This window comes from Rhodococcus sp. SG20037 (assembly GCF_031763325.1).
Classification (GTDB): Bacteria; Actinomycetota; Actinomycetes; order Mycobacteriales; family Mycobacteriaceae; genus Rhodococcus_F; species Rhodococcus_F qingshengii.
The window spans coordinates 1,640,725-1,654,830 of the sequence record NZ_CP134497.1; the positions used below are offsets into that span (position 1 = coordinate 1,640,725).

Genomic DNA, 14,106 nt, shown 5'->3' on the forward strand with positions numbered 1-14,106 from the left:
AAATAGTCAATCCGGTACCAGTTGCACCGCAATAGCAGGTCTCAGTCCGGTGACGGTGTGTCAGTCGACTGGCTCCGGTTCGATCCGAGATTCCGTGGTGTCGAAGGGTGGATGGGACCGTCGGAGGATCGCTGCACCGCAGAAGCCGATGATCAAGGCGAAGAGGATTGCAGCGCCGACGGTCTGAGGGGTGACGTAGTCGATGGTGATGCCTATTCCGCGTCCGAATAGTCCTCCGTTGGCGCTGACGTGCGCCGGGATGGGAAGTTCCATCAATCGCTGAATGTCTGCCGCTGTCAACTCTGGCGGCGCGGTGAGCTGATCGGTGAGAATGGCGATCGACGAGAAGGTCATTGCGGCAAAGGGAATGGCGAGTCCGAGTGTGGCGTCGACCAGGCTGCCGGGAGCCAGGGCACCGAACAGCAATCCGGCGGCGAGACCCAGCGAGGCGATCTTCAGTGCGATTGACCAGACACCGTGCGCGGAGTCGAAGGGCAGTAGTTCTGACAGCGGTACCGCAACGAGAACGGCGATGGGAACGAGGTTTGGCACCTGCTTGTGCAGTCGCAATCCGACGGCGACCGGCAGGGCTGCGAAAAGCGCCAGTACCCAGGGGGACTTCAGGTCTCCCCAGTGGCCGGAACCCTTCGCGATGTCGACGAACAGCGGAGCCGACGCAGCGGCCAGAGCGGTTGCGGCCCAGAGGAACTTGCCACCAGCACCGGAGGTGTCGCCGAGACGGTAGGCGGCGATCCATGTCAACGCGAGCGCAGCGCCCGCTGCCAAGACCATGACGATCCAGGCAGTTGCCTCGGACGCGTACTGCTGGCGATCGATCACGGCGCCGAGCACTCGATGCCCGATCGCCAGCGCGGCGATCACCACGAGCGCGATGCGGATTTCGCCCGCGTCGGGCTTGCGGATCCGGAAGCCGGATTGCGCGGTCACTGCACAGGCGATTGCTGCTGCGGCCGTGGCGCCGATCAGCCACCACGACGGCTCACCTACCGAAGACGTACTCATTCGGCCCGTCCCGCCGGCGAACGTGCGAACCGCGAGGAAGGCGGCAAGCACGCCGAGGAGGGTGGCGTTCTTCGTGGCGGTGCGATCCCAACTGACGGCAACCACACAACCCAGAATCGCACCGGCTGCAACACTTTTGACGATGATCACGGCGATCAGCAGGTCCAGTGACGCAACCTCGGGCACGACTGCCCGAATGATCGCGATGACGGCGACCCCGACGGTGATCGCGATCCAGGCTGCCCGACGGGAGCCGCGACGCTGTGAGAGTGCGCAGGCAAGCACGGCAACCACGGCGCCGAGCCCGACAGCGGTGGGTCCACTGCTGATCCAGCGATCTACTTCCGACGGAGAGGCCACGATGGCCCAGTCGCGAAGAACGGGATTGGTCAGGGCCAGCGCCGCGAGTATCCCGGACAGGAGCGCAGCGACGGTGGTGAGGATCGCTCGAAGATCGAGTGGCATCGGGCCAACCTATCGCGGCGCCGCGACATCGGTCGTGGGCGGCGTGAGTGCCGGAAACCAGATGTCGGTGAGAACGTCTGCTGCGACGTCCGCACCCGCGGTGATCGCGCCCTGTTCCGCCCAGCGAATGAAGAAGCGCTCGACCTGTGTCAGCAGGAGTTCGACCCGGAGTTTCGCCTCGTCGTGTCGGCTCTGCGGCCAACGGGCGAGGTACGACGGCATCGCGTTGGGCAGTGCAGAGATGCCTTCGCGGGCCAGTGTGCGGAACTCGGGTTCGAGGACCATGGCCTCGTCCCACGCCCGCATCATGTGGTGGTGATCGCGGCACCAGTCGAGAGCGCGGTTGATCCAGCCGGCGAATTCTTCGCGCGAACCGGAATCGAGTACGTGGTCGAGATCCTGGAATATGGCGAGGGTGCTGGATACGACGGTGTTCGAGCCGAGCGCCTTGAGGATGTCGATCTTTCCGGGAAAGTGCAGGTAGAAGGTGGCTCGGCTGCAACCGACCCGGCCGGCGATGTCCTCGACGGTGACAGCCGCGTATCCGCGTTCGGTGAAGAGCGCGCCGGCGGCATCCACGAGGTCTGCGCGGGTTCGCTGCTTCTGCTTCTCTCGCAGCGTCAGTCTGCCGGAGGTATCTGTCATTACCAGGATCCTAGTGCCGCGGGGGCTCTCACGGGTCAGTTGCACGAGACTCTCCGTCTTTCACTTGACAGTCCGTTAGTGAAAGCTACTCTGTGGTGTAGCGCACATTCGACCGATCAGAGGACGCCATGACCATCTCGGACACAACACGCACGCCTGACCTGCCGGCCGGATTCGACGTCACCGATCCTGCTGTCCTCGGGGAGCGGATCCCTTTCGAGGAATTCGCCGAACTGCGTCGCAACGCACCCGTGTGGTGGTGTGAGCAGCCGCCGACGGTCGGTGGATTCCAGGACGAGGGCTACTGGGTGGTCTCGCGTCACGCTGACGTCAAAGAGGTCAGCCAGCGCAGCGATGTGTTCTCGAGCTGGGAGAACACCGCGATCGCGCGTTTCGCCGACGACATGCCACGTGAGGCCGTCGAGATGCTCCGGCATCTTCTGCTCAACAAGGATGCACCGGAGCACACCAAGCTCCGCAAGCTGATTTCGAAGCTGTTCACGCCTCGCGCGATCAACGGCATGCGCGACGAATTGGATCGTCGTGCACGGAGCATCGTCGACACCGCTGTGAGCGAAGGCCCGGGCGACTTCGTGAAGCAGGTTGCCAGCGAGCTGCCGCTCCAAGCGATCGCGGATCTGATCGGTGTACCGCAGGACGATCGGGACAAGCTGTTCAAGTGGTCCAACGAGATGATGGGCTACGACGACCCGGAATACCAGGGTGATCCGGCAGTCGCGTCCACCGAGGTCCTCGGATACGCGTACCAAATGGCAGACGCACGTCGTACCTGCCCGGCAGACGACATCGTCACCACTCTGGTCCAGGCCGACATCGACGGCGACTCCTTGAGCCCGGAGGAGTTCGGGTTCTTCGTGCTCATCCTGGCGGTCGCAGGGAACGAGACCACTCGCAACGCCATCACGCACGGAATGATCGCGTTCCTGGACAACCCCGAGCAGTGGGAGCTGTACAAGAAGGAACGTCCCAAGACGACGGCCGACGAGATCGTCCGTTGGGCGACACCCGTCACCGCCTTCCAGCGCACCGCGCTCGAGGACACGGAATTGGCAGGAGTGTCGATCAAGAAGGGGCAGCGCGTGGTGATGCTGTACAGCTCCGCGAACTTCGACGAGGACGTCTTCGAGAACCCGATGACGTTCGACATCACTCGTAACCCCAATCCGCACTTGGGCTTCGGCGGAACGGGCGCGCACTTCTGCATCGGTGCCAACCTCGCTCGTATGGAGATCGACTTGATGTTCAACGCGATCGCCGACAACGTCCCGGACATCACCAAGATCGGTGATCCGCGCCGTCTGCGCTCGGGTTGGATCAACGGCATCAAGGAGTTCCAGGTCGATTACAAGAGCACAGGCTGCCCGGTCGCTCACTAGAGTCGGTAGGTGAGAGGTACACCCCACGATCTCGAGGAGCCACCGCATGACTTCGATCAACGACAAGGCAACTGCTCTATTGGCGTTGCACCAGCCAGGTAATCCGGTCATTCTCCCGACGGTATGGGACGCGTGGTCGGCGAATCTTGCGGTGGCTGCCGGTTTTGCAGCCCTGACGGTAGGCAGTCATCCGGTTTCCGATTCCATCGGCAAGCCGGACAACGAGGGCATCACCTTCGACGAACTTCTGCACCGGATCAAGCAGATCACCGGTGCGGTCGACGCCCCGATCTCGGTGGACATCGAGGGTGGTTACGGGCTCGAGCCGGCAGTTCTCATCGACGGGTTGATCGATGCCGGCGCTGTCGGACTCAACATCGAGGACACCGTTCACAGTGAAGGCGGACGCTTGCGCGAGGCGCAGGAGCACGCCGACTTCGTGGGTGGGCTTCGTCAGGCCGCCGACGCAGCCGGAGTTCACGTTGTCGTCAACGCGCGCACCGACCTGTTCGTGAAGCAGGTCGGTGACGAGTCCGATCGCGTCGATCGCGCCATCGCACGCCTCAAGCTGGCGGCCGACGCCGGCGCCGACGTTCTCTACCCCGTCGGGCGCCATGACGACGCGACCCAGCGCCGCCTGACGTCCGAGCTCCCACTTCCGATCAATGCGATCGGAATCCCGGACCAGGACGACCCGGCAAGTTTCGGTCCGCTCGGAGTGGCACGTGTGAGCTTCGGTCCGTTCTTCCAGATGGCATTGGCCAACCGTGCGAACGAGATCTTGGGACGCTGGAAGTAAGAATGCAGACACTGATGTCGCCCGGCCCGCTTCTCGACGATCGCGGACATTTGGTCGAGACGGGTTGGGCCCCATCGGAGATTCGCAAGTATCGACGCTCTGCGATCACCGCTCCCAAGTTCCGGATCAAGGAGTGGGACTACTACTGCGTTCTCACTGCGGATTACGGCATCGCGTTGACCGTCGCCGACAACGGGTACATGGGCTTGCTCGGGGTCTCCTGGCTCGATTTCCGAACACCACACGAGATCACCGAAAACGTGATGCTGCCGTTCCCGATGGGAAGGCTCGGTCTGCCCGAAAGCGCCGACGACGGTGATGTGGTGGTGTCGAAAGGTAAAGCTCGCTTCGAGTTTCGCCATGTGGACGGTGGGCGCCACCTGATCGTCGACTACCCGGCTTTCGACGGTGGACGAGGTCTTCATGCCGACTTGTTCCTGGCGAGTCCTGCCGATGACCGGATGGTGATCGCCACACCGTTTCCGAAGGCGTCCCGTTCGTTTTACTACAACCAGAAGATCAACTGCCTGCCCGCTGCCGGGACCGTGCGAATCGGGATCGACGACTTCACATTTCGCTCGGAAGACTCGTTCGGCGTTCTCGATTGGGGCAGGGGAGTCTGGACTTACGACAACACCTGGTACTGGGGTTCTGCATCCGGACTGGTGAACGGCGAGCGGTTCGGATTCAACATCGGTTACGGCTTCGGCGACACTACGGCGGCCAGCGAGAACATCGTGTTTGTCGGAGGGCGGGCCCACAAACTGGACAGGATCGACTTCGGCATCCCGCAGGGAACGTACGACGGCGCTCCGTGGAACTTCTCGAGCAACGATGGTCGCTTCGAGATGACTTTCGAGCCGATCATCGACCGTGCCGCGACTTTCGACGTCGGGGTGCTGCGTTCGATTCAGCATCAGGTGTTCGGAAAGTTCTCCGGCACAGTGATCCTCGACGACGGCACCTCCGTGGTGGTTCGAGATCTCCTCGGATTTGCCGAGGAGGTTCGGAACCGCTGGTAGGCCGTACGTCTCCGCGAAGATGACGGAACGCAGCACGAGCACCGGGGCATGATCGTGCCCCGGTGCTCGCGTCTCGAGTTGTTTCACTTCAGGCTGCTGTCGGTGGGCCGTTCCCGCCGATCGGCTGCTGATACGGATCAACAGACATCGGCGGGTAGAACACCGTTTTGCGATCCGGGCCGATCTCCACCCGCCACTCCGTGTGATGCAGCGTCCGATGATGATGACCGCACAACAGAATCAGATTGTCGAGATCCGTTGGGCCACCATCGTTCCAGTGAACAATATGGTGAGCATCGCACCACCCCGACGGTGTCCCGCACCCCGGAAACGCACACCCACCATCACGAACCGCCAACGCCCGCCGCTGGGGTACCGTCGCGGTCCTTGCTTCTTTGCCGCAGTCGAGCGGAACACCATTCTCGTCCAGGAGGATCCGGGTGACGGTGCAGTCGCACGCCAACATCCGGGCCGTGTCGATACTGATCGGGCCCACCCAATCCGTCCACGCGAACCCCAACTCCTCCGTGGACGGCAAGAGGTCCTTCAACGCCTTGAGGTCCGTCATGTCTTTCGCAGACGCAGTCACCGTGATGTGCGGTTTCACCCCGCCCTCGATCGGACCCAACCCCGCCCGCTCATACCGTCGCAACAACTCACAAAACCCGTCCGCCCGCCGCAGTGCCGGCGTGCGGGTGTCCTTGACCCCGTCCTTCTCCGGCGTCGGCGCAGACAGGCTCGACAACAACGTGATCAGACGGGCCCCGTTCACAGCATCCAAGTCACCCTTCACAGTGACCCGCCCGTACAAGCCTTTCGACGCGTAGAACTCGTTACGTTCGGAATCCTCACCGACCGGAACGCCGTCCTCACGCTTGCCGTACTGCTTCTCGATCCGCCGAATCGCCGCCCGCACCGCATCACAATCGGCAATGTTCTGCGACGCCAACCCCAACAGGATCCCGCGAGCCTTGTCCACATCCGCCAGGGTCATGTTCTTCGGTGGATGCTGACAAAACGACGCCACCTGACGGGCTTTCAACGCATCAACGTCACCGCGGTGAAACGCATCCGCCACCACGGGTTCGAGCATCAACAACCGCGCCAACCCGACCAGCAGACTGCACTCACCGATCTCCAGATTCGTCGACCCGTGCAGCCATTGCGCGATCGCCCGAAAACCCTTCCCGCCGAGAACCTCCCGGGAAAACATCTCCACGATCAGCAGCACCATCCGCGACTGCAACTCGTGTCGGGCGCGCACCAGATCGAGAACCTCGCTCTTGAGGTCCTCGCTATCCAGTTGCCACGCTTCCCGACTGTCCATGCTAAAAGTCTAATCGAACAAAGTTTCGAACACAAGACTTGTATCTCGAAAACTGTTCCTATGCAATAATTTTCGACAATTCCGATTTTTGGGACTTTTCGGATCTTCATTCGATTTGCGGCAGGCAATCTCGACTACCTCATTGCATGGACTCTGCTGACGCCGAGCACTCGGCATACATTCCGGCTTCATGTTGACGTGGACGAGGGCACTTGGACGCGTGGCCGCGCATGGGCTCTGTCGATTGCATTGGTTGCCTTGCCGTACTACCGCGACACGAACGAGCAGATCACGGCCTGGGCGAAACATGCGATTGCTCAGGTCGTTGACGACATCCGCACTGAACCCTGAGACCACCTGCGCCGTCTCCGTTTTCGCAACAATCCTTGGAACTCGAGCAGAGAAGGTTATCGGCCTTTGTCCACGGCGTTCGGCGACCGATCAGCCGATCGCGCTCAGGTCTCCGTACACCGTCCGACCCTCCAGGACGGTGGCGAGCACCGTGATGTCGGCCAGCCTGGTCGGCTCGACGTCGAGGGGATTTGCCGACAGCACAACAAGATCCGCGTAGGCGCCGGGAAAGATGGACCCGATGTGATCTTCGCTGAACAGCTGCCAAGCGGCGTTGACCGTATGGGCGCGCACAGCTGCGTCCACGGGGATCCGTTCCTGGGGTGCCACGACGCGGCCGCTGGGCGAAAGTCTGGTGACGGCGTCCTGCATATTCCGTAGCGGATTGGCGGGGGTGACGGGACCGTCGTTGTGGAAGGTGAACCGTTGCCCGGCCGCGAGTGCAGATCCTGCTGCGGCCCAGACGGATCCGTATTCGGGGCCGAACAGGTCATCCACCAGAACGTCACCCCAGTAGTGCAGGTGGTCGATGAAGATGCTGACCGTGACGCCCAGTTCCGCCGCGCGGACGAACTGATCCGGACGCATCGCGCCGACGTGTTCGAGACGCAACCGGTGATCGGGCCGGGGGTGCTCCTTCAGAAGTTGCTCCCACGCATCGAGAACCATGGTGATCGCGTCGTCACCGTGGGCGTGGCACGCCATCTGCCACCCTTTGGCGAAGTAGGCGGAACTGATGTCGTGGATCTGTTCGCCGGTGTAGTTGGCGTGCCCGTGCGTGCAGGCGATCCCGAGCGCGCGGGTGGCTTCGGTATCGAGATACGGGAAGCTGGTGGCGATGTTACCGACCCACGGTGAACCGTCGGACCAGACCTTGATGCCGATCTGGCGCACCAGGTCGTTTCCGTCGCCCGGTGACGCCTCGGTAGTGCGCGCGTCGTTGGACATCTCGTAGAGCCGCAGGCGGGTGGTGAGGAGTCCGGCGTCGGCTATCGCTGCCAGGGCGGGCCGCATCTTGGGGTCGTACGACAATTCGGCGATGGTGGTGATTCCCGCGGCGTTCAGCCGGGCGCATTCGGCCGCCACCAGTGCGGGGAAGTCGTCACCGATGGTGACTGCGTGGCCCGCGACTGCGAACACCGCAGGCATTTCGTACGCGGCTCCGTCGAGTGCGCCCGTCGCGTCGTGGCCGTACGATCCGCCGATCGGATCGGGGGTATCGCGGGTGATGCCGGCCTGCACTGCTGCCGCCGTGTTGAAATACGCGACGTGTCCCGAGTTGTGCATGATCACGAGGGGGTACTCCGGCGCTATGGAGTCCAGCCAGTCGATGGTCGGATCGGGTAGGCCCTTCTGCAGCAACGGGTCCCAACCGTTCAGAGAAGCGCCGGCAGCACCTCGCGAACGAACAGTGTCGACGACGGCAGCAACTACGGCATCCGCCTCGGCGATCGTGACAGGCCGGATGTCGACGACGTCAGGCCCGAGAACGATGGCTTCTTCCAGGGGGTGACCGTGCGGTTCGATGAACCCCGGCAGAACAGCGGCACCTCCGACGTCGACGACGCGGGTATCCGGCCCCACCAGTTTCTCGACGTCCGTGCGCGCGCCGACGGCTGTGATCCGGCCGCCCGTCACGGCGAGCGCCTGGGCGCGTGGTGATTCCTCGTGCATGGTCACGATGTCGCCGTACAGAACCAGATCAGCAGCCATGGTCAGTCCTTATCGGTTGTCCGCGTACGCCTGTAGGTGTGCCACCTGCTCGGGATCGAGTGAGGGACGTACCTTCTCACGGGCGGTTGCCACGTCCGCGGCCGTCACGTCGGCCGCGTCCATGCTCCGACGCATGGCGGCGAGTGCAGCCTCACGCAGGAGAGCCGAGCAGTCTGCTGCCGAGTATCCCTCGAGATCGACGGCCAGAATGTCCAAATCGACATCTTCGGCGAGCGGTACCGACTTGCCGGAAGCACGCAGAATCGCTTTGCGGGCCTCCGCATCCGGCGGCGGTACGAATACGAGACGTTCGAGTCTGCCGGGGCGCAAGAGAGCCGGGTCGATCAGATCCGGTCGATTGGTGGCGCCCAACACCACGACGTCGCGTAGCGGTTCGACGCCGTCGAGTTCGGTCAGCAACGCGGCTACGACGCGATCCGACACCCCGGAGTCGGAACTTTGACCACGACGCGGGGCAAGGGCGTCGATTTCGTCGAGGAAGATCAACGAGGGCGCCGAATCGCGTGCGCGCTGGAACAACTCTCTTACGGCCTTTTCGGAGGCGCCGACCCACTTGTCCATCAGCTCCGCACCTTTGACGGCGTGGACGCTGAGGTGCCCCGAGCTGGCAAGGGCGCGAACGAGATACGTCTTACCGCAGCCGGGAGGGCCGTAGAGGAGCACGCCGCGGGGTGGGTCGACACCGAGGCGCGCGAAGGAGTCGGGGTGCTGCAGCGGCCACAACACCGCTTCGGTGAGGGCCTGTTTGGTTTCGACCATGTCGCCGACGTCGTCGAGGGTGACGCTGCCGATCGAGAGTTCTTCGGTACTCGAACGAGACAGTGGCCGAATCACTTCGAGGGCACCGACAAGATCTTCCTGCGTGATCTCCGGAGAATCACCGGATTTGGACGCCCGCGTCGCCGCTCGCAAGGCAGCTTCACGGCAGAGCGCCGCGAGGTCGGCGACCACGAATCCCGGTGCGCGCGAGGCGATGGCGTCGAGTTCGAGGGTTCCGGTGGGCACGCGGCGGAGCAGGAGTTCGAGCAACGCCTTGCGGGTTGCGCCGTCCGGCAGGGTAAGTGCGAGTTCTCGATCGCAGAGATCCTGGCCGCGAAGGCGCGCGTCGACGGTCTCCGGATGGGCGGAGGTCGCGACGAATGCCACGCCCGGGGTTGCGACGGCGCTGCGCAGTTGTTCGAGGATCAGTGCGGATACCGGTTCCGCGGTGGCCGGAAGCAGAGCGTCGATGTCACTGATCAGCAGTACACCACCGCCGCGCACGGCAGCAACGGCGTCGACGATTCGCTGCAGGCGGGTATTCGCCTCGGTGGCACCGACTCCCGGGCCGTCGAGTTCGACAAGTTTGCGCGAGGACAGGACCGAGCGGGCCAACGTGGCTTTGCCCACGCCGGCGGGGCCCGTGATGAGGACGCCGAGGTGCGGTGAGGCGCCGAGCGTACGGAGCAGTTCTGGTTCGTCGAGTGCCAGGCCGAGCCACTCGGTCAGCTTGGCTGCCTGCGCCTGCGCGCCGACGAGGTGATCCAGCGGAACCGACGGTGCAGGCTCGATCGCGACGGCGGCCGGACTGGAAACAAGCGCACTCGGTGTCAGTGTGCCCGCCGAGCCGGAACTCCAGTTGACCGCCGAATTCGGCTGGACGCTGACCGGACCACCGGCAGGTTCGACGGCCGTGACGGTGAGCAGTTCGGATGTCCACGCGACGCCGAAGGTACGGGAAAGCGCTTGGGTGGCTTCGGAAGTGCTCGTACCCGGACCGAGATCGCGGGGGAGGAGCGAGACCGTGTCGCCGACGCTGACGACCTTGCCCAGAAGGGCTTGTCGCAGAACCGTCGAGCTGATCGAATTTGTCGCCATGGACGAGCCGGTGACGGAGACGGATCGCGCTCCGTACACCGTCACCGGACCGACCACGACGGATGAGTTCTCGGTCAGGCCGACGTTCGACATGGTGACGTCGTCGAGAAGGATCGTGCCTGCCGGGGTTCCGGTGGGCGCACGGCCCGCGACGGTCGCGGTGCCGCGGGCTCCCATGAGTGCGATGGCATCCCATTCGCGGATGCCCAACGCCGCCAACGCTTCGGGGTGCAAGCGCACTACCCCGCGGCGTAGGTCGGCGGCAGAGGTGTTGAGTCGAACGGTGAGGGCGAGTTCCGGCGAAGTCACCTCTCGAGAGTACGTCGTGGACTAGCGGGGTCGCCGCAATCCGAGACGAGCGGCCGAGCGGCGGCCACCGACGTTGGGTTGGCGTCGGATCGCGCGGCGTTCGGAAGGCTTGATGTCCCAGGTTTCGGGACGTGCTGCCACCCACCGCTTCGAGTGCACGGCAAACGGGATGTGCACCAGGTAGATCGCGATGAGAACGATCAGCAGGATGTACGGGTAGGTGATGAGTGCGGCTGCAGCCAACGTCACCAGGACGAGCAGGCCGGCCGCCATGTGCGGCGGCACGGATACCGACTTCATCGCCAGCGTCGGGATGCGGCTGACGATCAGTGCAGCCGAGAAGAGCGTCCACACGATGACGACGAAGTGCGAAGACCACCAGCCGTCACCCCACTGAGCCGTCGCGGCCAGGGGAGTGAGGGCGATGAGTGCGCCGGCCGGAGCCGGAACGCCGACGAAGTACTCACGTGCATACGCGGGGACGTCGTCGTCGTCGAGCAGGGTGTTGAAACGTGCGAGTCGCAACACGATGCTGACCGCGTAGATCAACGCGATGATCCAGCCGATGCTGGTGCCGTCCAGCAAGGTCACGTACAGGACCAGGGCCGGGGCGACGCCGAAGGAGATGGAGTCGGCCAGTGAGTCGAGTTCGGCGCCGATCTTGCTGGTGGCGTCGAGCAGTCGCGCGATGCGGCCGTCGAGTGAATCGAGGACGGCAGCTGCGCCGATCATCGCGAGCGAGGTACCGGGTTGTCCGTCGAGAGCGAATTTGACGGCGGACAGCCCGGCGCACAGCGCCAGGATGGTGATGACGGACGGCAGCAACCGCACCGCCTGGGTGCGTTTGGGCATCTTCGCGCCGGGTTGGGCTGCTCCCGGCTTCTTCACGGCTGACTTCATCTTCGGCGTCTTCACGGCAGTTGCGCGATAACTGTTTCAGCACCGATCGTGCGTTGTCCCGGCTCGACCAGGAGTGTGGTTCCGGCGGGGAAATAGGTGTCGACGCGTGAGCCGAAACGGATCAGTCCGTACGTGTCGCCGATCGGCAGGACGTCACCGACACCGGCGTAGCAGACGATGCGGCGTGCAAGCAGTCCCGCGATCTGGACAACCGCAACGTCGTGACCATCGGCGGTTTCGATCAGCATGCTGTTGCGCTCGTTGACCTCGCTGGCGTCGGCGAGATCTGCGGAGAGGAACTTGCCTGCCTGGTGAACGACCTCTTTGACCGTTCCACCGACAGGGCTGCGCTGGACATGCACGTCGAGAACCGACAGGAAGATGCTGACGCGCGGGCGCGGCTCGCTTCCGAGATTGAGCTCGGCGGGCGGAACGGCGTTGTCGACCAACGCCACCTCGCCGTCGGCGGGTGCGACGACGACGCCGATGCGGTTGGGCGGCACCCGGTGCGGGTGACGGAAGAACGTGGCGCATGCGGCGGCGGTGGTCAGACCGGCTCGGCGCACCCACTTACGGTTGCGGCCCAGAGCTGCAACTCCCAGCGGGGCCAGCACGAACGGCAGGCCGGCGGGATGAAGTGGCGGAATCGCATGGCGAACCAGATCGACGATATGTCCGATCCCGGTGGGTTGCGGGGTTCCGGGGGGTGTGGGTCGGCGTGCCACAGGCTCCTCTAACTACTCGGTAGGTCTTCTGCTGGTCGCACTGACAGTACGGGGTGGTAGAGCATCCATAGATTACGTGAACGCCTTCTCTCCTACAGGCTGTAGTGGCATCAAGTACGAGTAGTACCCGACACAGTCGCCGGTGCGTATCGCCAGCGGGAGCGTCGCACCGCTTACTCGGATCACCAGTTGCCGCCCCGGTTGGGCTGCGGCGGCGTCGCGCAGTCGCTGCCGGTCGACCAGTACTCGGAACTTCTCACGGGGATCCGTTCCGCCCGGATCCACCCGGGCACCACCGTCTTCGCCGACGCTGACGACGGCACTGTCCTCGGTGCCGTTGAGCAGGGCGGCAAGGTGGTCGCCGCTCAGTTCGACGGCGTTGTGGTGCTCGCGCAGGATTCGGTGATCGGGGAACTCTCCGTCCTCGATCAGGGGGCTGGACACCTCACCTCCCGGATACGACGCAGTCACCGTGCGCGCGGAGAAAGTCAGCGTCACGACGCCGGCGACGTCGCGCAACAATCGCGCGAAGGTGACGGGAACGACAGCGGACACCGTCAGAGCGGAGTGAACTGTCACCTCGGCGACCGCGAGCCGGAACTGATCAGTGGTGACAAACGCAGCGACGCCGTCGTGAATGTCGAGGTGGACGCCGCGAAGTATCGGGAACTCCGATTCCTCGTTCACGGCGAACAGCACGGCGTCGAGTGCGCGTCGTAGATCCCACGAGTCGATGTCCACGCCGCCGGAGATAGGTAGCGCGTCGATCAGGCGGTGGATTCGTCCCAGTTCGGCCCGGGCGTCGGCGAGACCGTCCTCGAGGTTGCGCAGATGGGCGTCGAGGCACGAATGGGGTTCCGGTCCGGTCAGGACGGCCATCATGTCGCGGATCGGAACACCGACGCGCCGCATACCGGCGATCACGCGTGCGTCGCGGAGTTGGTCGTCGGTGTACCAGCGGTAACCGGTGTGCGGATCGACGGAATGCGGGACGAGCACGCCTTCCTTGTCGTAGAACCGCAGCGCGCTGATCGGGAGCGCCGACGCCCTGGACATCTCGCCGATCGTCAAGAGGGCGGAACTAGTGGTCACGGATCAATTCTGCCCGCAGTCGCTCGATAGCGCCCCTGATCATCCGGCCGTAACCGTCGTCGGCGAGTGTGCCGACCGACGCCTCGGCCTTCGTCAGATGCTCGACGGCCTCGGCGTCGCGTCCGAGTTTGCGGTAGTCGGCAGCCAGGTTGAGGTGCAGCGATGGATAGAAACCGGCGACCTGCAGCGATGCGTGGTGTTCCTGGGCTCGCGCGTCGGTCAACGAATCTGCAGCGTCGAGGGCGCGCAGGTCCCAGCAGAGCTCTTGAGCCGGATCGTCTTGAACGTCGGCCATGTAGTGCGCGAGGGAGACGATGTGGAGCGCATCGGGGGCGGCGCTGATCTCTTCCCACACCTTCTCGAACGCAGAGCGAGCCCCGGCTCGATCGCCGGAGCTCGCCAATTCTTGTGCCTGCGCTATCTGTGTCATCACGGGATCCATGGAACGGATCCTGATGCC

General features: G+C 64.0%; 13 protein-coding genes. 4 read left to right on the forward strand and 9 right to left on the reverse strand.

The annotated features are described in order from the left end of the window. Window positions 1–60: 60 nt before the first annotated feature. Both RHP72_RS07695 and RHP72_RS07700 read right to left on the reverse strand, forming a co-directional pair. On the reverse strand, window positions 61–1,488 hold the full coding sequence (locus tag RHP72_RS07695; RefSeq protein WP_311094534.1) for a hypothetical protein: 1,428 nt from the start codon (window positions 1,486–1,488) through the stop codon (window positions 61–63). Between the two features lie 9 nt (window positions 1,489–1,497). Beyond that, a complete protein-coding gene (locus RHP72_RS07700; protein WP_042926208.1) occupies window positions 1,498–2,133 on the reverse strand; it encodes a TetR/AcrR family transcriptional regulator in 636 nt (211 codons plus the stop codon). A 128-nt stretch (window positions 2,134–2,261) separates the two neighbouring features. Between RHP72_RS07700 and RHP72_RS07705 the strand changes: the two genes are divergently transcribed. The 3 genes from RHP72_RS07705 to RHP72_RS07715 are packed head-to-tail and all read left to right on the forward strand — an operon-like array spanning window position 2,262 to window position 5,351. Next, a complete protein-coding gene (locus RHP72_RS07705; protein WP_003945041.1) occupies window positions 2,262–3,530 on the forward strand; it encodes a cytochrome P450 in 1,269 nt (422 codons plus the stop codon). A 46-nt stretch (window positions 3,531–3,576) separates the two neighbouring features. After that, a complete protein-coding gene (locus tag RHP72_RS07710) occupies window positions 3,577–4,329 on the forward strand; it encodes an isocitrate lyase/phosphoenolpyruvate mutase family protein (RefSeq protein WP_007730096.1) in 753 nt (250 codons plus the stop codon). Window positions 4,330–4,331: 2 nt separating this feature from the next. After that, entirely contained in the window at window positions 4,332–5,351 is a 1,020-nt protein-coding gene (locus RHP72_RS07715; RefSeq protein ID WP_042926211.1) for a DUF2804 domain-containing protein, read from the forward strand. Window positions 5,352–5,439: 88 nt separating this feature from the next. On the opposite strand, the gene RHP72_RS07720 is transcribed toward RHP72_RS07715, so the two are convergent. Then, window positions 5,440–6,678, reverse strand: coding sequence for a DUF222 domain-containing protein (locus RHP72_RS07720; RefSeq protein ID WP_311094535.1), 1,239 nt, complete (start codon window positions 6,676–6,678; stop codon window positions 5,440–5,442). A 198-nt stretch (window positions 6,679–6,876) separates the two neighbouring features. Here RHP72_RS07720 and RHP72_RS07725 point away from each other — a divergent pair, with 198 nt between their 5' ends. Further along, window positions 6,877–7,029 (forward strand): hypothetical protein, encoded by a 153-nt coding sequence (locus RHP72_RS07725; protein WP_047268844.1) that lies wholly within the window; start codon window positions 6,877–6,879, stop codon window positions 7,027–7,029. 90 nt (window positions 7,030–7,119) lie between these two features. Here the strand turns inward: RHP72_RS07725 and RHP72_RS07730 are convergent, their stop codons facing one another. From RHP72_RS07730 to RHP72_RS07755, 6 genes are all read right to left on the reverse strand, one after another. After that, on the reverse strand, window positions 7,120–8,742 hold the full coding sequence (locus tag RHP72_RS07730) for an amidohydrolase (RefSeq protein WP_311094536.1): 1,623 nt from the start codon (window positions 8,740–8,742) through the stop codon (window positions 7,120–7,122). Between the two features lie 9 nt (window positions 8,743–8,751). Then, window positions 8,752–10,929, reverse strand: a complete 2,178-nt coding sequence (locus tag RHP72_RS07735; RefSeq protein WP_311094537.1) for an AAA family ATPase — start codon at window positions 10,927–10,929, stop codon at window positions 8,752–8,754. A gap of 21 nt (window positions 10,930–10,950) precedes the next feature. Continuing rightward, window positions 10,951–11,781, reverse strand: a complete 831-nt coding sequence (locus RHP72_RS07740; RefSeq protein ID WP_029254795.1) for a phosphatidylcholine/phosphatidylserine synthase — start codon at window positions 11,779–11,781, stop codon at window positions 10,951–10,953. A 59-nt stretch (window positions 11,782–11,840) separates the two neighbouring features. After that, window positions 11,841–12,554: a phosphatidylserine decarboxylase gene (locus RHP72_RS07745; protein WP_003941540.1), complete on the reverse strand. Its 714-nt coding sequence runs from the start codon at window positions 12,552–12,554 to the stop codon at window positions 11,841–11,843. A 72-nt stretch (window positions 12,555–12,626) separates the two neighbouring features. Continuing rightward, window positions 12,627–13,646, reverse strand: coding sequence for a MerR family DNA-binding transcriptional regulator (locus RHP72_RS07750; RefSeq protein WP_042450437.1), 1,020 nt, complete (start codon window positions 13,644–13,646; stop codon window positions 12,627–12,629). After that, window positions 13,636–14,088 carry a hypothetical protein gene (locus RHP72_RS07755; RefSeq protein WP_007733713.1) on the reverse strand — a complete coding sequence of 151 codons (453 nt, stop codon included), beginning with the start codon at window positions 14,086–14,088 and terminating at the stop codon, window positions 13,636–13,638. The genes RHP72_RS07750 and RHP72_RS07755 overlap by 11 nt, the downstream gene beginning before the upstream one ends. Between the last annotated feature and the right edge of the window lie 18 nt (window positions 14,089–14,106).

Bases quoted from the DNA above. Each gene is read 5' to 3' on its own strand.
- RHP72_RS07730 (WP_311094536.1), bottom strand. From the start codon at position 8,742: ATGGCTGCTGATCTGGTTCTGTACGGCGACATCGTGACCATGCACGAG.
- RHP72_RS07695 (WP_311094534.1), bottom strand. From the start codon at position 1,488: ATGCCACTCGATCTTCGAGCGATCCTCACCACCGTCGCTGCGCTCCTG.
- RHP72_RS07720 (WP_311094535.1), bottom strand. From the start codon at position 6,678: ATGGACAGTCGGGAAGCGTGGCAACTGGATAGCGAGGACCTCAAGAGC.
- RHP72_RS07705 (WP_003945041.1), top strand. From the start codon at position 2,262: ATGACCATCTCGGACACAACACGCACGCCTGACCTGCCGGCCGGATTC.
- RHP72_RS07710 (WP_007730096.1), top strand. From the start codon at position 3,577: ATGACTTCGATCAACGACAAGGCAACTGCTCTATTGGCGTTGCACCAG.
- RHP72_RS07715 (WP_042926211.1), top strand. From the start codon at position 4,332: ATGCAGACACTGATGTCGCCCGGCCCGCTTCTCGACGATCGCGGACAT.
- RHP72_RS07740 (WP_029254795.1), bottom strand. From the start codon at position 11,781: ATGCCCAAACGCACCCAGGCGGTGCGGTTGCTGCCGTCCGTCATCACC.
- RHP72_RS07755 (WP_007733713.1), bottom strand. From the start codon at position 14,088: ATGGATCCCGTGATGACACAGATAGCGCAGGCACAAGAATTGGCGAGC.
- RHP72_RS07700 (WP_042926208.1), bottom strand. From the start codon at position 2,133: ATGACAGATACCTCCGGCAGACTGACGCTGCGAGAGAAGCAGAAGCAG.